Consider the following 18349-nt stretch of genomic DNA (forward strand, 5'->3'; position numbering starts at 1 on the left):
TCAGCGGGCACCCTTGCGCTTGACCGACTTGGCTGGGCCCGAGAGGTCGGCCACCCGACCGGAGATGCGGGCGGCCCCGGGTCGCCCCTTGACATCGAAAAACGATATGCATATCGTTTTTCGATAGCTGGTGGATCAGCCGCCGGCACAACGACAGGGGGCACTACCGATGAACTCAACCGCCCGCCGAAGTGTCTGGAGCTTCGGCCGCACAGACCACTGGTTCCTGCAAATCGTGTTGTCGGTCATCGCAATCGGGTCGATCATCGGGCTCGTCGCCGGGCCGATCGCGCGCTGGATCAATGGCGATCCGGTGCCGGTTGACTACTCCGGCAAGGCAACGATCGACGCTCTCAATCGCGCCGGCCTGAAGTACGACGACGTGTCGACCACCGTCCAGGTGCCGGTGGGCGAAGTCGGTCCGCGCATCTGGTCGTTGCTGCCCGACCTCGCGCTCTGCGGGCTCGTCCTGGCCGCCCTCTGGCTGGTGTTCGGGGTGGCCCGAGACATCTCACGAGGCAACCCGTTCGTGCCGCTGAACGTGCGCCGCATCCGCACGATCGCCGCGCTCGCGCTGGTCGGGTCGATCGTCGTCCCGATGCTCACTTCGATGGGTCAGGCGATGGTGGTCGCCGGCACTGCGCTCGATGCCCTACAGCCGCAGGGTTTTTCGGTGACCTTCCCGCTCTGGCCCATCGGCGCCGCACTGGTCGTGGCGTTGATCGCCGAAGCGTTCGCCGCCGGCGACCGGATGCGAGACGACCTCGAAGGCGTGATCTGAGGTGCCGGTCGACGACCCGCACCGCATCACCTGCCACCTCGACGAGCTGCTCGCCGCCCGTGGCATGACCCTTCAGACACTCGCCGACGCCGTCGGGGTGACCGTGGTGAACCTGTCGGTGTTGAAGAACAACCGCGGCAAGGCGATCCGGTTCAGCACCCTCACCGCACTGTGCGACGTGCTGCAGTGCGAGGTGGGCGATCTGTTCAGCTGCGACTGAACTCGCAGCGCGGGAGGTGGTGGGTGGCGAATGTCAGCGGCCGGCGTTCTTGCCGCGGCGCTCGCGCACCCGCACCGAGATCTCGATCGGGGTGCCCTCGAAGCCGAACTCCTCGCGCAGCCGACGCTCGACGAACCGGCGGTAACCGTGCTCGATGAAGCCCGACGCGAAGATCACGAAGCGCGGCGGACGGGTGGACGCCTGGGTCGCGAACAGGATGCGCGGCTGCTTGCCACCTCGCACCGGGTGCGGGTGGCCGGCGACGATCTCACCGATGAACGCGTTGAGACGACCGGTCGGGATGCGGGTGTCCCACGAGTCGAGCGCGGTCTCGATCGCCGGCACCAACTTGTCGACGTTGCGACCGGTCTGCGCGGAGATGTTGACCCGGGGCGCCCAAGTCATCTGCACCAACTCACGCTCGATCTCACGCTCGAGGTAGTAGCGGCGCTCCTCGTCGAGCAGGTCCCACTTGTTGAACGCGACGACCAGCGAGCGGCCGGCGTCGATGACCTGCTGCACGACCCGAATGTCCTGCTCGGCGATCGACTCCTCGGCGTCGATCAGCACGACCGCCACCTCGGCCTTCTCGATCGCGGTCTGGGTGCGCAGCGAGGCGTAGAAGTCGGCGCCGCGGGTCTGGTGCACGCGACGGCGGATACCGGCGGTGTCGACGAATCGCCACGTCTTGCCGCCGAGTTCGATGTACTCGTCGACCGGGTCGCGGGTGGTGCCGGCGACATTGTCGACGACCACGCGGTCTTCGCGGGCGAGCTTGTTCAGCAGCGACGACTTGCCGACGTTCGGGCGGCCGACGAGGGCGACACGGCGCGGGCCACCGCGCTGATAGGCGCCGGCGACGGTGGTCTTGGCGGGCAGCACGTCGAGCAGCGCGTCGAGCGCGTCGCCGGTGCCGCGTCCGTGCAGTGCGGAGACCGGCCACGGCTGGCCGAGACCGAGCGACCACAGCATCGCGGCATCGGCCTCGGTGCGCTGGTCGTCGACCTTGTTGGCCACGAGCACGACCGGCTTCTTGGAGCGGCGCAGCAGCTTCACGACGGCTTCGTCGGCGTCGGTGGCGCCGACCGTGGCGTCGACGACGAACAACACAGCGTCGGCGAGGTCGATGGCCACCTCGGCCTGCTCGGCCACGCGCAGGTGGATGCCCTGAGCGTCGATCTCCCAGCCACCGGTGTCGACCAGGGTGAAGCGGCGTCCGCTCCACTCACCGTCGTAGGCGACGCGGTCGCGGGTGACACCCGGGACGTCCTCGACAACGGCCTCGCGGCGTCCGATGACTCGGTTGACCAGGGTCGACTTGCCGACGTTCGGGCGGCCGATGATCGCGACGACCGGACGCGTCTCCTCCTCGGAGAGTTCGTCGTCGTCACCGCCCTCACGGGACAGCAGCGCGCGGTCTTCGTCACTGAGGTCGAAGTCTTCCAACCCCGCTCGCAGGGCACGCTCGACCTGTTCCTCGTCGTGGTTTGCGGTGGGGGTTTCTTCGGTCATTCCCCCATCATCCCCGACACCCCGGGTGATTCCGAAACTCAGGCGGGCGGGGGCGCGTCCGTCGGCAGTTGCAGACCGGTCTCGGCCACCGCGGCCTGCACCTGCTCGACCAAGCGGGTGCGGATCTCCTCGGTCGCCAACGTCAGCTTCTGCCGTCCGGGCACACCCTTGAAGTCGGGCAGATCGAATGCTTCGCCGAAGCTGATCGCGATCGGCGAGCGCGGCTTGGGCCACGACTCACGCCCGCTGCCGGTGCCACGGGTGCCGAGGGTCGCGGCCGGCACGATCGTCGCACCGGTCTGCAGGGCCAGCCACGCGGCGCCCTGGTGGGCCGACTCGACGGTGCCGGCGCCGCGGGTGCCCTCGGGGAAGATACCGACGACGTGACCGTCGGCCAGCAACGACTTCGCGATCGCCAGCGCCTCACGGTCACCGGTGCGCTGCTCGATCGGGATCTGCCCGACGCCGGTGAGGATGCGGCCCCACACCGACTTGAAGTAGCTGCGCTTCACCAGGAAGTGCACGGTGCGCGGCGCGAGGCAGAACACCACCGGACCGTCGAGGAAGCCGGTGTGGTTCGACACCAGCACCACCGGGCCGTCCGCGGGCAGCCGGTCGGGGTGCAGCACCTGCACCTTGTAGATCGCGCGGCCGAGTCGGTTGCCGATGCGGCGTCCGCGATCGGCCCAGTGCCGGTCGAACTGCACCTGCTCGGTCATTCTCGCTCCCCTGCGTCGATGGCCTCCTGCACGATCTGCAGCACCGCCGCCAGCGACTGCTCGAAGGTGAGATCGGAGGTGTCGACCAGGCGCACACCGTCGGCCGCCGTCATGAACTGCGACACGGTGGAATCGGCCTTGTCGCGGTCGACGATCTGCGCCCGGGTCGCCTCCACCGTCGAGCTCAGCTCCTTGGAGCGGCGGGCCAGCCGCGCCTGCTCGCTGGCCGTCATCAGGATGCGCACCTGCGCGTCGGGGGCGACGACGGTCGTGATGTCCCGGCCCTCGGCCACGACTCCCCCGGTTTCCTGGGCAAGTTGCTCCATCAGGGCCCGTTGACGGTCGCGCATGTTCGCGCGCACCTCGAGATTGGTGGCCACTGCGGCAACCTGCTCGGTGAGCGCGGGCTCACGGATCTCGGCGTCGATGCGCCGTTCTCCCACCGCGACGGACGGCGCGGACGGGTCGGTGCCCATCCGCAGATCGAACGTGCGGCCCGCCTCGGCCACCGCCTGCTGGTCGGTGAGGTCGATGCCCTGATCGAGGCACCACCAGGTGAGCGCGCGGTACATCGCACCGGTGTCGAGGTAGCCCCAGCCGTGCTCCTTCGCGGCCAGCTTCGACACCGACGACTTGCCCGTGCCCGACGGCCCGTCGATCGCGACCTGCACCTGATTCATCCTGCTTCCCTTCACTGCCGTCATTGCTTGCCCCGCACTCACCGGTGCACCGTCCAGCCCTTCGCCCCGAGTTCGTCGATCAACCGGTCGACCACCGAGGGCAACACCGACACCTCGGCCAGACCGACCGGGATGCCCTCGCCGTGCTCCAGGTGGAGGTCTTCGAGGTTGATGCCGGCCTCACCCATGTCGTTGAACAGTCGGCCGAGCTGACCGGGTTCGTCGGGCACCACGACGACGACCGTGGCGTACGCGGTCGGCGCGCTGCCGTGCTTGCCGGGGATGCGCGCGTGCCCGAGTTGGCCCTCGGCGATCGTGCGCGCGAGCACCTGGCGCGCGCCCGGCGCGGTGTCCGTGTCTGCGCCCGTTCCCGCGAGGTCGGTGATCGCGGTGCGCACCGCCGTGAGGTCGTCGAGCAGCGCGTCGAGCACCGGGGCGACCGCGGCCGCGTTGCCCGACAGGATCTGCGTCCAGAGCATCGGGTCGCTCTCGGCGATGCGGGTGACGTCACGAATTCCCTGGCCCGACAACCGGATCGCCGCATCGGAGAGCTCACGGAGCCGGGCTGCAACCAGGCTCGACGCCAGCTGCGGCACGTGCGACACGGCCGCCACGGCGTGGTCGTGCTCGACCGGGTCCATCGTGACGGTCGCCGCACCGGTCGCCTCGGCGACCGCTTTCACCGCGGCGACGGCCTCGGCGGCGGAGTCGTCGCCGGGACAGATCACCCAGGTGCGGCCGTCGAACAGGTCGGCGCGTGCCGCGACGGCCCCGGACCGCTCGCGTCCGGCCATCGGGTGAGACCCGACGTAGCGCGACAGGTCGCCGCCCGCCGCCCGCACCCCGTTCAGCACCTGTTCCTTCACCGACGCGACGTCGGTGACGACCGCCTGCGGCCACCGCCGCAACTCGTCGGCGACCACGTGGGCGGCGACGTCGGGCGGTGCCGCGACCAGCACCAGGTCGGGCGCGTCGGTCACGCCGGTCTGTCCCGCGCCCATGTCACGGGCGATGGCCTGCGCGGTCGGCGACGGGTCGTGCAGCGACACCCGGAAACCACTGCGGGACAACGAGAGTCCGGCAGAGGTGCCGATGAGGCCGCAGCCGACGATGCGTATGTGCTTCACGTGGTGCACGTGCTCCCTTCTGCCTTTTCGGGGTCCCCGCGAAGTATCGGAGCGAGGAACGAGCGGAGAACTTCGTGGGGTTTCAGAGGCCGGCGGCCTTGTAGAGGGCCTTGACCTCGCTCGACGACAACGGACGCATCTTGCCCGGGCGCAGGTCGCCCAGCTGCACCGGCCCGACGTCGGTGCGCACCAGCGACTCGACCGGGTGGCCGACGGCTTCGAGCATGCGCCGCACGATGCGGTTGCGCCCCTCGTGGAGCACGACCTCGAGCATCACCCAACCCGGCTGGGAGTCGATGACCTTGAACGAGTCGACCTTCACCGGGCCGTCCTCGAGTTCGATGCCCTCGCGCAACGCCCTGCCGACGCCATGCTCGAGCGGACCGCGCACCACCGCGACGTACGTCTTCTGCACCCCGTACCGCGGGTGCTGCAGGCGGTTGGCGAGCTCGCCGTCATTGGTGAGCAACAGCAGGCCGGCGGTGTCGGCATCGAGCCGGCCGACGTGGAAGAGCCGCTCCTTACGGTCGCCGACGAAGTCGCCGACCGACTCCCGGCCGAGATCGTCCTCCATGGTGGAAACGACGTTGAGCGGCTTGTTGAACGCGAAGTAGACGCGGTTCTCGTCGAGCACGACGCGCTCGCCGTCGACGTGCACCACCTGCTTGAGCGGGTCGATGCGCACGCCGAGTTCGGTGACGACCTGGTCGTCGACGGTGACCCGTCCGTCGGCGATCAGTTGTTCGCATACCCGTCGGCTGCCGACGCCGGCCGCCGCGAGCAGCTTCTGCAGGCGCACGCCGTCGGGGTCGTGCACGTCGACCGGCTCCGGGGCCGGACGGCTCGGCGGACGCTGGGTGCCGGCCGGTGCGCCGTGTCGGCCCTGGGCGACCGGGCCCTTGCCCTTGCGGTGGGTCGCCTTCTTGGCCGGTCGACCACCGGAGTTGCCGGAGTTGCGCGGGTTGTTACGGGGGGTGCTCATGCGTGTCCCTGTTCGATGAGTTCGTCGATGACGTCGGTGTCGGGCAGATAAGGGGCGAGCGCGGGCAGTTCGTCGAGCGACGACAGGCCCATGCGCTGCAGGAAGTAGGGGGTGGTGCCGTAAAGCATCGCACCGCCGTCACCGTCGGTGCCGGTCTCGGCGATGAGCCCACGGGTGGTGAGCGTGCGGATCACACCGTCGACGTTCACCCCGCGGACGGCGCTGACCCGGGCGCGCGAGATCGGCTGCCGGTAGGCGATCACCGCAAGGGTCTCCAGCGATGCCTGGGTCAGTTTGGCCTGCTGACCGCCCATGAGGAACTTCTCGACCGCCGGGGCGTAATTGGCGCGGCTGTAGACGCGCCACCCGCCGTTGATCTGGCGCAGCGTGAATCCGCGCTGCTGCGAGGCGTATTCGTCTTCGAGCGCGACGAGGTGATCGTGCACCTCCGACTCCTCGAGTTCGAGGGCGTCGGCGAGTTCGAGTTCGCTGAGCGGCTGGTCGACCACCATGAGGATCGCCTCGATCGTGCTGCGCGCACCGCCCGGGAAGTCGTCGAGGTCGAACCCCTCGGGTTCGACCGGCGTTTCCACCGGAGCCTCCACCGGCGCGTCGGGCACCTCGATCGGCAGGGCCTCGCCGGGCCGGTCCTCGGCGTCAGTCATCGGCGCCTCCTTCAGCTTCGTCACGATCTGCGGTCGTCTCTTCGGTCGTCTCTTCGGTCGTCTGATCGGCCTCGTCGAACTCCGCGCTCACCTGCACCTGCGCGTCCTCGTCCGCCGTCCACCGGACGGTGAGTTCGCCCAGCGCCTCCGGCTGCTCGAACACGATCACCGCCTCCTTGAACAGCTCCAGCACCGCCAGGAAGCGAGCGACGATCACCAGGGTGGAGTCGGCGTCCTCGACGAGGTCGCGGAACGACGAAACCTTCGCGCTGCGCAACTTGTCGGCGACGATGCCGGCCTGTTCGCGCACGCTCACCGCGGCCTGGTGCAGGTGCTCCAACCCCACCTGCGGCGGCGGTTTGGGGATCATCGCGTTCGCCGCGATCATCGCCAGCTGCTCCGGGGTCACGTTCATCACCAGTTCGGGCAGCAGGCCGGCGAACCGTTCCTCCAGCCCGGCCTGGCGCGCGGTGATGCGCCCGGCCGTCGCCATCCGCTGCTCGAAGGCACTCGCCACCTGTTTGAACGCGCGGTACTGCAGCAGCCGGGCGAACAGCAGGTCGCGTGCCTCGATGAGCGCGAGATCCTCCTCGTCCTCCGGGCCGGAGTTGGGCAGCAGCCGGGCAGCCTTGAGGTCCAACAGGGTTGCCGCGATGAGCAGGAACTCCGAGGCCTGCCCGAGGTCCCAGTCGGCCTGCGACTTCTGCGCCGCACGGATGTGGGCGATGAACTCGTCGGTGACCTTGTGCAGCGCGATCTCGGTGACGTCGAGCTTGTGCTTGGAGATCAGCCCGAGCAGCAGTTCGAACGGGCCGGAGAAGACGTCGAGGTGCACCTCGAACGGCGCCGACGACGCGCGTTTGGTGATGACACCGCCGGGAACCGACGGGTCGAGGTCGGCGCCTGCCTCGACCTCGGGGTCGGTGCTCGGCTCGCCTACCGGCTCAGGCTGCGTCGCCGCGAGCGATGAGTTCACGAGCCAACTGTCGGTAGGCCTCGGCAGCGCCGTGGCTCGAGGCGTACTTGGTGATCGGCTCCGCGGCGAGCGTGGCGTCGGGGAACTTCACCGTGCGGTTGATGGTGGTGTGGAACACCTTGTCGCCGAAGTGGTCGACCACCGAGCGCACGACGTCGCGGCTGTGCAGGGTGCGGCCGTCGTACATCGTGGCGAGGATGCCGTCGATCTCCAGGCGCGGGTTGAGCCGGTCGGTCACCTTGTCGATCGTCTCGACCAGCAACGCGACGCCGCGCATCGCGAAGAACTCGCACTCCAGCGGAATGATCACGCCGTGCGACGCGGTGAGCGCGTTGACGGTGAGCAGGCCGAGGCTCGGCTGGCAGTCGATGAGAATGACGTCGTATTCGTCCTCGACCGGGCGCAGCACCCGGGCCAGGATCATCTCGCGGGCGACCTCACCGACCAGTTGCACCTCGGCCGCCGACAGGTCGATGTTGGCCGGCAGCACGTCGAGATTGTCGACGCCCGACGGCTGAATCACCTTGTGGATGTCGTGGCCGCGCTCGACCAGCAGGTTGTAGACCGTCTCGTCGAGTTCGTTGCTGCGCACGCCGAGCCCCGCCGACAGGGCACCCTGCGGATCGAAGTCGACGACGAGCACCTTGCGGCCGTACTCCGCGAGCGCCGCACCGAGGTTGATCGTCGTGGTCGTCTTGCCGACGCCGCCCTTCTGGTTGCACATCGCGATGATGCGCGCCGGGCCGTGCGCGGTGAGGCGGGGTGGGGACGGGAAGTTCGGCAGCGGTCGTCCGGTCGGACCCAACGTGTCCTGCTGGCTCAACATCTCTCCTTGTGCTCTGGCTCTCGCCGATCAACCGCAAGGGTATTACGTCGCCGGGGTCGGCGCGTCCGTGCGGGGCGTGCCGATCGTCACCTGCGCTCAGGTCGCGCGCGGGTGAGCGCCGGCGAACACCTCACGCAACTGCTGGACGGTGACCATCGTGTAGATCTGCGTGGTGGTCACCGAGGCGTGGCCGAGCAGTTCCTGCACGACCCGCACGTCGGCGCCGCCGTCGAGCAGATGGGTCGCGAACGAGTGCCGCAGGGTGTGCGGCGACAGGTGCATGCCGAGGTTCGCGCGCTCGCCACAGGCCTGGACGAGGTTCCAGACCGACTGCCTGGTCAGGCGTCCGCCGCGCTGGTTGAGGAAGAGCGCGGGGGTGCCGCTGCCCTGCCCCGCGAACACCGGGCGGGCGCGCACCAGATACGCCTCGATCGCTTCCTTCGCGAACCGGCCGAGCGGCAGCAGCCGTTCCTTGTCGCCCTTGCCGAACACCCGCACGGTGTCGGTCTGCAAATCGACGTCGTCGACGTCGAGGCCGGTCACCTCGCTGACCCGCGCGCCGATGCCGTACATCAACTCCAGAACAGCTCTGTCCCGCAACGAGTTCGGGGTGTCGCCGACAGCGGCCGCGTCGAGCAGGCGGGCCATCTCGTCCTGACCGATCGCCTTCGGCAGCCGTCGTCCCGGCGTGGGCGGCGCGACACCCTCGGCGGCATCGACGGCGGTCTCCCCCTCCAACGCCAGGAACCGGTGGAACATCCGCACCGCCACCAGCGACCGTGCCGCCGACGAGGCGGCGAGCGGACGGTGCTCGTCGTCGCCCTGCCGCAGATGGGCGAGGAAACCGCTCACCATCGTCTCGGTGATGTCCTTCGGTTCACGCACGCCGGCCGCGGCGAGATAGGCGGTGTAGCGGGAGATGTCACGCCCGTACGCCTTGAGGGTGTGCGGTGACAAGCCGCGTTCGACCCTTAGGTGATCGAGCCAGCCCCTTGCTGCTCGATCCAACGGTGTGGAGCTCATGGAGGAGCATTGTGCCTGCTTGTCACCGACACAGGTGGGCCTACGGGTAGGTTCGCCGCATGCATCGCAGGAGGGGACCCCGATGAAGATTTACGCCGAACGACCGGCCCGGTTGGTTCGACAGATCGTCTTCGACGCCGTCGTGGTCGGCTGGTTGATCCTGTGGTGGCGCCTGGGGCACGCAGTCAACGACGAGGCCGACAAAGGCATGACCGGCGCGCAGAAGCTGCAGACCAGCGCCTCCTCGCTGAGTGGCAACCTCACCGACGCCGGTCAACGGCTGCGCAAGGTGCCGCTGGTCGGCGACACGCTGCAGGAACCCTTCGACAAGTCGGCCGGTGCGGCCAACCAGATCTCGGTCGCCGGCCACGACCTCGGTGTCGGCCTCGACAACCTGGGCAACCTGCTCGGCCTGCTGACCATGCTCGCGCCGTTCCTGTTCGGGGTGGCGCTCTGGGCCGCGGTGCGACTGCCCTACGTCAGGCGGGCCACGCAGGCGGCGAAGCTGCGCGCCACCGAGGCCGGCATGGACGTGCTGGCTCTGCGCGCGCTGCAACACCGCAGTGCCGCAGACCTGTTCGCGATCAGCACCGGCCCGGCCGCGGGCTGGCGGGTCGGCGACGCCGACACCACCAAGGCCCTCGGTGAGCTCCACCTGCGGCGCCTCGGCCTCAAGCCGGGCAAGGCGGAGGCCATCGTCTCCCGTGCCGCGACGGCACGCGGCGCGGCCGCGCAGCCCGACGAGGCCTGAGCCTCCTAGGAGTTCGCCGGCTGCTGCGGCAACACCAACGACGGCAACAGATCGGCGGACGGCGGTGCCCAGGTGGCCGCATCGGCGCCCACCTGCTCACCCGAGCGGATGTCCTTCACCTGGTCGCTACCGTCGTCGCCCGCACCCGGGAACCACACGAACGGGATGCCGCGCCGGTCGGCGAACTGGATCTGCTTGCCGAACTTCGCCGCCTTCGGCGCGACAAGGGTGCGAATGCCCCTGGCGCGCAACGCCGTTGCGATGCGGGTCGACTCGGCCCGGCTGTCCTCGTCGTTGACGGCCACGAGCACCGCCACCGGCGTCTGGCGCGACGCGGTCAGACCCTCCTCGCCGATGAGCAGCCCGAGCAGGCGGGATACACCGATCGAGATGCCGACACCGGGGAAGGTGCGCTTGCCGTCGGAGGCGAGCGAGTCGTAGCGCCCACCGGAGCAGATCGAGCCGTAGCCGGGGTCGCGCTCGAGCATCGTCTCGTAGACCGTGCCGGTGTAGTAGTCGAGGCCGCGGGCGATGCGCAGGTCGGCGACGGCGACACCCGGCGCGTGCTCGGACGCGGTGGCGATCACCGACGCCAGGTGTTCGAGGCCCTCGTCCAGGGTCGGGTGCTCCACACCCAGTGCACGCACCCGCTCGACGAACGAACCGTCGGGCGAACTGATCTCGGCGAGCGCCAGGCACTGCTTGGCCTGGTCGTCGGTGAGGCCGTTCGCGACGAGCAACTCGGCGACCTTCTCGGCACCGATCTTGTCAAGCTTGTCGACGATGCGCAGGGTGCCGATGACGTCGTCGATGCCGAGCCCGCGGTAGAAGCCTTCGCAGATCTTGCGGTTGTTGACGTGGATCGTGTAGTCGCCGACCGGGAGACGGGAGAAGACGTCGGCGATCACCAGCAGCAGTTCGGCCTCGTAGTGCGAGGGCAACTGGTCGGCGTCGACGATGTCGATGTCTGCCTGGATGAACTCGCGGTAGCGGCCACGCTGGGGCCGCTCCCCGCGCCACGCCTGCTGGATCTGGTAGCGACGGAACGGGAAGGTGAGCTTGCCGGCGTTCTCCAGAACGTAACGCGCGAAGGGCACCGTCATGTCGAAGTGCAGGCCGAGCGACGGCTCGGAGTCGTCACCGGCCGGCGCGGCCAACCGGCGGACGGCGTAGATCTCCTTGTCGGCGTCCTCACCCTGGCTGGACAGCCGCTCGACCGGCTCGACCGAGCGGGTGTTGATCGAGGCGAACCCGTGCAGTTCGAAGACCTCGCGGATGGTGTCGAGGAAGTGCTGCTCGACGATGCGGTCGGTCGGCAGCCATTCCTGGAAGCCACTGATCGGGGTGACCTTGGAAGCCATGTGTTCGGTTCAGTCCTTGGTTGTTCTGAGAAAAGGTTGTTCAGACAAGAGGTGGTGTCGGACGGGCAGTGGCTCACAGGCCCTGCAGGAAGGGGTTTGCCGCGCGCTCGGCCGCCACCGTGGTGCCCGGACCGTGCCCGGGCAGCACCAGACGGTCGTCGGGCATCGGCAGCACCACGTTCTTCAGCGAGCGCTGCATCGCGTCGTGCGAGCCGCCCGGCAGGTCGGTGCGGCCGATCGACCCGGAGAACAGCACGTCTCCGGACAGCAGCGTCGAGGTCACGCCGACCTCGTCGGGCAGACCGTCGGGCACGGTGTCGAGCGAGAACATCACCGAGCCCTCGGTGTGACCCGGGGCGTGATGCACGGTGAGGTCGAGCCCGGCCAGGCTCAGGCGCTGCTGGTCGTTCACCTCGACGATCTTCTCCGGCTCCTTCCAGGTGGCCGACGCGCCGAACTGCTGCTCGAACATCGCGAGCATGCCGGGCTGAAGCAGCTTCAGCGGGTCTTCCAGCCGGTAGCGGTCGTCGCCGTGGATGTAGGCGCCCAGTTCGCCGCCGCAGACCGGGGTGACCGAGTAGACGTGGTCGACGTGACCGTGGGTGAGCAGCACCGCGGTCGGTTTGAGGTCGTACTCGGTGAGCACCTCACGCAACTGGTCGACGACACCGATGCCCGGGTCGACCACCACGCATTCCTGGCCGCGTCCGGTGGCGAGCACGTAGCAGTTGGTGGCGAAGGCCTGGGCCGGGAAGTAGACGGTCAACACACGGTCAAGCGTATCCACGCAACGCGGGGGTCGGTCGCGAGGTGTATCCGGCTCGTGACCTGCCGCACACCACGGCGTCGGGCCCTGTCCCTAGACTGACCGGCGGCCGTGCGCAACACCCCGGCCGGTCGTTTCTACGAGGAGACCCGTGCGTCACACCCTGCACCACCGTCAGCACCTTTTGGTGTCGCTGCGGCGTCCGCTGATCGCCGTGTTGGCGACGGCCTGCCTTACCGCCGGCCTGTCGGCGTGCGCCGACGGCGCGGACAGCCCGCAGAACGTCACCTCGTCGCAGAAGTCGACGCCGGTCACCTGCACGACCGCGCCGACGCCGCGTGCCAAGGATCAGGCGCTGACGCTGCCGGACAAGAAGACCGCGCAGGGCCAGGTGTTCATCGCCAAGGTCGAGACCAACTGCGGCACGATCACCCTGGAACTGGACGGCGACAAGGCGCCGCAGACCGTGGCGTCGTTTCTGCAGTTGGCCAAGGGCTACTACGACGACACCCCGTGCCACCGGTTCGTGCCCGAGTTCGTGCTGCAGTGCGGCGACCCGACCGGCACCGGTCAGGGCGGTCCGGGCTACACCTTCGGCATCGAGAACGCGCCGTCCGACAACCAGTACCCCAAGGGCACCCTGGCGATGGCCCGCCAGGCCAACAACGCCGACAGCAACGGTGGACAGTTCTTCATCACCGTCGCCGACACCTCCATTCCCGCCGACTCCGCCGGTGGGTACACGATCTTTGGCAAGGTAGTGGGTGGAATGGACGTGGTCGACCATGTCGCCGCGGCCGGCGCCGCGGCCGAGGACGCCAATGGCAACACCGCACCCAACCAGCCGATCTCCGTCCTGAAGATCAGCATCAGCAAGAAGTGACCGAGAAGAAGGCCTGACCGATGTCGACCGACGCACCGAAGCCGACCCCCCGCCCGGGAGTGCCCACGCCCGCCGCGATGAAGCCGCATCCGCCGGCCGCGGATGCGCCGTCGGCCACCCCCGCCGCACCGGCGAGCAACTCCACCTCCTTCGGCCGGGTCGCCGAAGACGGCACCGTGTTCGTGCGCACCCCCGACGGCGAGAAGGAGGTGGGCTCCTACCCGGATGCCACCCACGAGGAGGCGCTCGCCTACTTCGCGCGCAAGTACGACGAACTGGCCGCGTCGGCCAACCTGCTGCTGCAGCGCGTCGTGCAGACCGATCTGTCGACCCAGGACGGGCAGGCGTCGCTGAAGACCCTGCGCCAGCAGGTGGCCGAGGCGAATGTCGTCGGCGACCTGCCCGCGCTCGACAACACCGTCGAGCAGATCGCGACCGCGCTGTCTGCGAAGGCCGAGGTCGAGTCGCAGGCCCGCGCCGAGGCAAAGAAGGAAGCCGCCGGCCAGCGCGAGGCGCTCGTGGCCGAGGCCGAGAAGATCGCCGGGCAGCCGGTCGAGAAGGTGCAGTGGAAGCAGTCGACCTCCCGCATGCGTGAGCTGCTGGATGAGTGGAAGGCGTTGCAGCGCAGCCAGGTTCGCCTCGACAAGGAGACCGAGAACGCGCTCTGGGCCCGCTTCAGCGCAGCCCGCAACGGCTTCGACAAGACCCGCCGCTCCCACTTCGCCAAGCTCGACGAGGAGCACGCGTCGGCGAAGGCCGCCAAGCAGAAGCTCGTCGCCGAGGCCGAGAAGCTGTCGACCAGCACCGCGTGGGGCCCGACGGCGTCAGCGTTCAAGCGTCTGATGTCCGATTGGAAGCGCGCCGGCCGGGCGTCGCGCTCCGACGACGACGCGCTGTGGGCGAAGTTCAAGGCCGCACAGGACGCGTTCTTCAACGCCAAGGACGAGGTCGTCGCCGCCGAGAACGTCGAGTTCGAGGCCAACCTGAAGGTGAAGGAAGAACTCCTCGCCCAGGCCCAGGCGTTGCTGCCGATCAAGAACCTCGAGCAGACCAAGAAGGACCTCCACGCGATCCAGGACAAGTGGGACGCCGCCGGCAAGGTGCCACGCAAGGACATCGACCGGATGGAGCGCGGCATGCGCAAGGTCGAGCAGGCGATCCGCGACGCCGAGGGCGCGCAGTGGAAGAAGTCCGATCCCGAGCTCGCTGCTCGCGCAGGGTCGTTCGCGGCCCAGTTGCAGAAGGCCGTCGACGACCTGCAGGCCGACCTGAGCGCCGCCGAGGCCGCCGGCGATTCCAAGAAGGCCGCGAAGATCGGCGAGGAGCTCAAGGCGAAGCAGGCCTGGCTCGACCAGGCGATGGGCGGCGTGAAGGAGTTCGGCGGCTGATGACGTCCGGTCAGTCCTCCATCGATTCGGGTCACGACGCGGCCGACGGGCTCGTCGACTACCTCAACGCCAGCCCGTCGCCGTTTCACGCCTGCGCGACCTCCGGTGGTCTGCTCGAGGCCGCCGGGTTCCGGAAGGTCGCCGAGACCGACGCCTGGCCGACCGAGTCCGGCCGCTACTACCTGGTGCGTGGTGGCACGCTGGTCGCCTGGTCGACCGAGCATTCCGCGGACGCCACCACGCCGTTCCGGATCGTCGGGGCCCACACCGACTCCCCCAACTTCCGCATCAAACCGAACCCCGACCACGGCCGGCTCGGCTTCGCTCAGTTGGGGGTCGAGCCCTACGGCGGCCTGATCGTCAACAGCTGGCTCGACCGCGACCTGGGACTCTCCGGACGCGTCGCCGTGCGCGAGAACGGCTCTGCGACAACCCGTTTGCTGCAGATCGACGAGCCGCTCCTGCGCATCTCCCGCCTCGCGATCCACCTCGACCGCAGCGCCGCCGAGGGTGAGTCGCTCAACCGACAGTTCCAGTTGGCACCGCACTGGGGCCTCGGCGAAGTGCCGTCGTTCGCGCACTTCCTCGCCGAACGGTTGGCGGTCGAGCCGCAGGACGTGCTCGGCTGGGACGTCATGACCCACGACGTGCAGCCCGCGGCCCGCACCGGGTTGAACGGCGAGTTCGTCGCCGGCGCCCGGATGGACAACCTGGCGACGTCGTACGCCGGCACCCGCGCGCTGATCGCGGCGGTCGACGCCGCGCCGTCCGCCCCCACCACCCAGGTGTTGGTGCTGTTCGACCACGAGGAGATCGGCAGCATGACCGAACGCGGCGCGTTCTCGGTGCTGCTGCCGACGGTGCTCGAGCGCATCGTCACCGGCCTCGGCGGCGGACGCGAGGAGTTCCACCGGGCCCTGGCCGGCACGGTCATCGCGTCCGGGGACATGGCGCACGCGACCCACCCCAACTACGCCGACCGGCACGAACCCGACCACCAAATCGCCCTGAACGGCGGGCCCGTGCTCAAGGTCAACACCAACGGTCGCTACGCCACCGACAGCGTCGGGGCGGCGTCGTTCAAGCTGGCCTGCGAGCAGGCCGGGGTGCCGATGCAGTCGTTCGTGATGCGCTCCGACCTCCCGTGTGGTTCGACCGTCGGCCCGATGACCTCCGCGCTGACCGGTGCGACGACCGTCGACTTCGGTGCACCGACGCTGTCGATGCACTCGGTGCGCGAACTCGTCGGCGCCGCCGACCAGGGCATGTACGCCGCCGCCCTCGCGGCGTTCCTGTCCCCCGCCTGACGCGACTACGCAAACGCTGCAGTTGCCTGCAGCCTTTGCGGGTGGTGCGGGGGTGGTTTCAGGCGCCGACCCGGTGGCCGGAGCCGGTGAGCCGGTAGACGTCGAACACCCCGTCGACCTTGCGGACGGCGCGGATCACGTGGTCGAGGTGTCCGGCATCGCCCATCTCGAAGGTGAACCGGGAGATCGCGACGCGGTTCTGGGCGGTCGAGAGGTTCGCCGACAGGATGTTGACGTGCTGCTCGGTGAGCACGCGGGTCACGTCCGACAGCAGCCCCTTGCGGTCGAGGGCCTCGACCTGCAACTGCACCATGAACACGCTCGCGGCGGACGGCGCCCACGCGACCTCGATGAGCCGGTCGGGTTGTGCGCGCAACTGGTCGGCGTTGGTGCAGTCGTCGCGGTGCACCGACACCCCGTGGCCGGTGGTGACGAACCCGATGATGTCGTCACCCGGCATCGGAGTGCAGCAGCGGGCCAGCTTCACCCACACGTCGTCGGTGCCGACGACGGTGACACCCGGGTCGCCGGCCCGTCGCCGCGTCTGGGCGCGGGTGGTGATCGGCTCCGGGTCTTCGGTCTCGGCGGCCGTCTCGTCGGCCCCGCCGACAGCATCGCGCAGCAGCTTGGAGACGTGTTCGGCCGACACGTGGTTGTCGCCGACCGCGGCGTAGAGCGCGTCGATGTCTTGGTAGTGCAGGTCGCGGGCCACCTGCGCGAGCAGGTCGGCGTTCATCAGCCGCTGGATGCCCTGGCCCTGCTTGCGCAGCGCCTTGGCGAGCAGGTCTTTGCCCGACTCGATGGCTTCTTCGCGACGCTCGCGGGAGAACCACTGCCTGATCTTGCTGCGGGCCCGGGGGCTCTTGACGAAGTTCAGCCAGTCGCGGCTCGGGCCGGCACCGTCGGCCTTGCTGGTCAGGATCTCGATGACGTCGCCGTTCTCGACCGGCGACTCCAGCGGCGCGAGCCGTCCGTTGATGCGCGCACCGATGGTGTGGTGACCGACCTCGGTGTGCACCGCGTAGGCGAAGTCGACCGGGGTCGACCCGACCGGGAGCCCGACGACCTCGCCCTTCGGGGTGAAGACGTAGACCTCCTGGCTGCCGACGTCGAAGCGCAGGTTGTCGAGGAACTCGTCGGGGTCGGAGGTCTCGCGCTGCCATTCGAGCAGCTGCCGGAACCACGCCATCTCGTCGACCTGGCCACCGTCGGGGGCTGCCGGGATGCCGGTGGCCGCCGACTTGGCTTCGTCCTTGTACTTCCAGTGGGCGGCGACACCGTATTCGGCGCGGTGGTGCATCGCGTGGGTGCGGATCTGGATCTCGACGGCCTTGCCGTCGGGGCCGATGACCGTCGTGTGCAACGACTGGTACATGTTCATCTTCGGGGTGGCGATGTAGTCCTTGAACCGCCCCGGCACCGGGCTCCACCGGGTGTGCAGTGTGCCGAGCACCGCATAACAGTCACGCACGGAGTCGACCAGGATGCGCACCGCGACCAGGTCGTAGATGTCCTTGAACTCCCGGCCGCGCACGATCATCTTCTGGTACACGGAGTAGTAGTGCTTCGGACGGCTGGTGACCGCCGCCTCGATGCGGGCCGCCTTGAGGTCGCTGGTCACCTGCTCCCGGAAACCCTGCAGGTACTGCTCGCGGGCCGGTGCCGCCTCGGCGACCAGCCGGGCGATCTCGTCGTAGACCTTCGGATGCAACACCGCGAAGCAGAGATCTTCCAACTCCCACTTGATGGTGTTCATGCCGAGGCGGTGCGCCAGCGGGGCGTAGATGTCGAGAGTCTCGTTGGCCTTGCGGGTGGCCGACTCCACCGACACGTACCGCCAGGTGCGGGCGTTGTGCAGGCGGTCGGCGAGTTTGATGACGAGCACCCGGATGTCCTTGGCCATCGCCACGACCATCTTGCGGACGGTCTCGGCCTGGGCGGCCTGCCCGTAGGTCATCTTGTCGAGCTTGGTGACGCCGTCGACCAGCAGCGCGATCTCGTCGCCGAAGTCGGCCCGCAGCTGGGTCAGCGAGTAGTCGGTGTCTTCGACCGTGTCGTGCAGCAGGGCCGCCGCGAGCACCGCCGGCTGCATCCCCAGCTCGGCGAGGATCGTGGTGACCGCGAGCGGATGGGTGATGTACGGGTCGCCCGACTTGCGGGTCTGGCCGCGGTGGGCCCGCTCGGCCACTGCGTAGGCCCGCTCGATGAGCGTGACGTCGGCCTTCGGGTGGGTGGCCCGGACGGTGCGCAGCAGGGGTCCCAACACCTGGTGCTGGGGGGTGCGGGGTGCGCCGAGGCGCACCAGCCGGGCCCGCACGCGGGATCCGGAACGTTCCTGCTCGACCATGGATGGATCTTAGTCGCAGCGGCTGGGTCGATCCG

Annotated in this window: 18 protein-coding genes; 6 read left to right on the plus strand and 12 right to left on the minus strand. The window is 69.1% G+C overall.

The genetic code is table 11. The features are described 5' to 3' along the window. The first annotated feature begins 169 nt into the window (after positions 1-169). Together DFJ65_RS11540 and DFJ65_RS11545 are read left to right on the plus strand one after the other, a co-directional pair. Positions 170-781, plus strand: coding sequence for a DUF2975 domain-containing protein (locus DFJ65_RS11540; RefSeq protein WP_115923145.1), 612 nt, complete (start codon positions 170-172; stop codon positions 779-781). A 1-nt stretch (position 782) separates the two neighbouring features. After that, the gene (locus DFJ65_RS11545; RefSeq protein ID WP_115923146.1) at positions 783-1001 is read left to right on the plus strand and encodes a helix-turn-helix domain-containing protein; all 219 of its coding nucleotides are present in this window, start codon (positions 783-785) and stop codon (positions 999-1001) included. 33 nt (positions 1002-1034) lie between these two features. Here DFJ65_RS11545 and der read toward each other — a convergent pair whose 3' ends face one another. From der to xerD, 9 genes are all read right to left on the minus strand, one after another. Further along, the gene (gene der, locus DFJ65_RS11550; RefSeq protein WP_115923147.1) at positions 1035-2513 is read right to left on the minus strand and encodes a ribosome biogenesis GTPase Der; all 1479 of its coding nucleotides are present in this window, start codon (positions 2511-2513) and stop codon (positions 1035-1037) included. 38 nt (positions 2514-2551) lie between these two features. Next, complete coding sequence (locus tag DFJ65_RS11555) at positions 2552-3232, minus strand: lysophospholipid acyltransferase family protein (protein WP_115923148.1); 681 nt, start codon at positions 3230-3232, stop codon at positions 2552-2554. Further along, positions 3229-3912 carry a (d)CMP kinase gene (gene cmk, locus DFJ65_RS11560; protein ID WP_170144073.1) on the minus strand — a complete coding sequence of 228 codons (684 nt, stop codon included), beginning with the start codon at positions 3910-3912 and terminating at the stop codon, positions 3229-3231. Before cmk ends, DFJ65_RS11555 begins: the two co-directional genes overlap by 4 nt. A gap of 38 nt (positions 3913-3950) precedes the next feature. Next, positions 3951-5048 carry a prephenate dehydrogenase gene (locus DFJ65_RS11565; RefSeq protein WP_115923150.1) on the minus strand — a complete coding sequence of 366 codons (1098 nt, stop codon included), beginning with the start codon at positions 5046-5048 and terminating at the stop codon, positions 3951-3953. Positions 5049-5121: 73 nt separating this feature from the next. Then, a complete protein-coding gene (locus DFJ65_RS11570) occupies positions 5122-6021 on the minus strand; it encodes a pseudouridine synthase (protein WP_115923151.1) in 900 nt (299 codons plus the stop codon). Next, on the minus strand, positions 6018-6686 hold the full coding sequence (scpB, locus tag DFJ65_RS11575) for an SMC-Scp complex subunit ScpB (protein ID WP_115924267.1): 669 nt from the start codon (positions 6684-6686) through the stop codon (positions 6018-6020). Before scpB ends, DFJ65_RS11570 begins: the two co-directional genes overlap by 4 nt. Next, positions 6679-7662, minus strand: coding sequence for a segregation and condensation protein A (locus DFJ65_RS11580; protein ID WP_115923152.1), 984 nt, complete (start codon positions 7660-7662; stop codon positions 6679-6681). The genes scpB and DFJ65_RS11580 overlap by 8 nt, the downstream gene beginning before the upstream one ends. Then, on the minus strand, positions 7631-8485 hold the full coding sequence (locus DFJ65_RS11585) for a ParA family protein (RefSeq protein ID WP_281269871.1): 855 nt from the start codon (positions 8483-8485) through the stop codon (positions 7631-7633). Before DFJ65_RS11585 ends, DFJ65_RS11580 begins: the two co-directional genes overlap by 32 nt. Positions 8486-8584: 99 nt before the next feature. Further along, a complete protein-coding gene (gene xerD, locus DFJ65_RS11590; RefSeq protein WP_115923154.1) occupies positions 8585-9511 on the minus strand; it encodes a site-specific tyrosine recombinase XerD in 927 nt (308 codons plus the stop codon). Positions 9512-9593: 82 nt separating this feature from the next. On the opposite strand from xerD, the gene DFJ65_RS11595 reads away from it, so the two are divergent. Then, the gene (locus DFJ65_RS11595; protein ID WP_115923155.1) at positions 9594-10262 is read left to right on the plus strand and encodes a hypothetical protein; all 669 of its coding nucleotides are present in this window, start codon (positions 9594-9596) and stop codon (positions 10260-10262) included. 5 nt (positions 10263-10267) lie between these two features. Here DFJ65_RS11595 and hisS read toward each other — a convergent pair whose 3' ends face one another. Continuing rightward, positions 10268-11623: a histidine--tRNA ligase gene (hisS, locus tag DFJ65_RS11600; protein WP_115923156.1), complete on the minus strand. Its 1356-nt coding sequence runs from the start codon at positions 11621-11623 to the stop codon at positions 10268-10270. Positions 11624-11696: 73 nt separating this feature from the next. Continuing rightward, positions 11697-12392, minus strand: coding sequence for an MBL fold metallo-hydrolase (locus tag DFJ65_RS11605; protein ID WP_115923157.1), 696 nt, complete (start codon positions 12390-12392; stop codon positions 11697-11699). A gap of 148 nt (positions 12393-12540) precedes the next feature. On the opposite strand from DFJ65_RS11605, the gene DFJ65_RS11610 reads away from it, so the two are divergent. The 3 genes from DFJ65_RS11610 to DFJ65_RS11620 are packed head-to-tail and all read left to right on the plus strand — an operon-like array spanning position 12541 to position 15967. Continuing rightward, on the plus strand, positions 12541-13272 hold the full coding sequence (locus DFJ65_RS11610; protein ID WP_115923158.1) for a peptidylprolyl isomerase: 732 nt from the start codon (positions 12541-12543) through the stop codon (positions 13270-13272). A gap of 20 nt (positions 13273-13292) precedes the next feature. Further along, a complete protein-coding gene (locus DFJ65_RS11615; protein WP_245950190.1) occupies positions 13293-14660 on the plus strand; it encodes a DUF349 domain-containing protein in 1368 nt (455 codons plus the stop codon). After that, positions 14660-15967 carry a M18 family aminopeptidase gene (locus DFJ65_RS11620; protein WP_115923159.1) on the plus strand — a complete coding sequence of 436 codons (1308 nt, stop codon included), beginning with the start codon at positions 14660-14662 and terminating at the stop codon, positions 15965-15967. Before DFJ65_RS11615 ends, DFJ65_RS11620 begins: the two co-directional genes overlap by 1 nt. Positions 15968-16025: 58 nt before the next feature. On the opposite strand, the gene DFJ65_RS11625 is transcribed toward DFJ65_RS11620, so the two are convergent. Beyond that, positions 16026-18314: a RelA/SpoT family protein gene (locus DFJ65_RS11625; RefSeq protein ID WP_115923160.1), complete on the minus strand. Its 2289-nt coding sequence runs from the start codon at positions 18312-18314 to the stop codon at positions 16026-16028. Positions 18315-18349 lie beyond the last annotated feature (35 nt).

The sequence above is a fragment of the Calidifontibacter indicus genome, from assembly GCF_003386865.1.
GTDB lineage: Bacteria > Actinomycetota > Actinomycetes > Actinomycetales > Dermatophilaceae > Yimella > Yimella indica.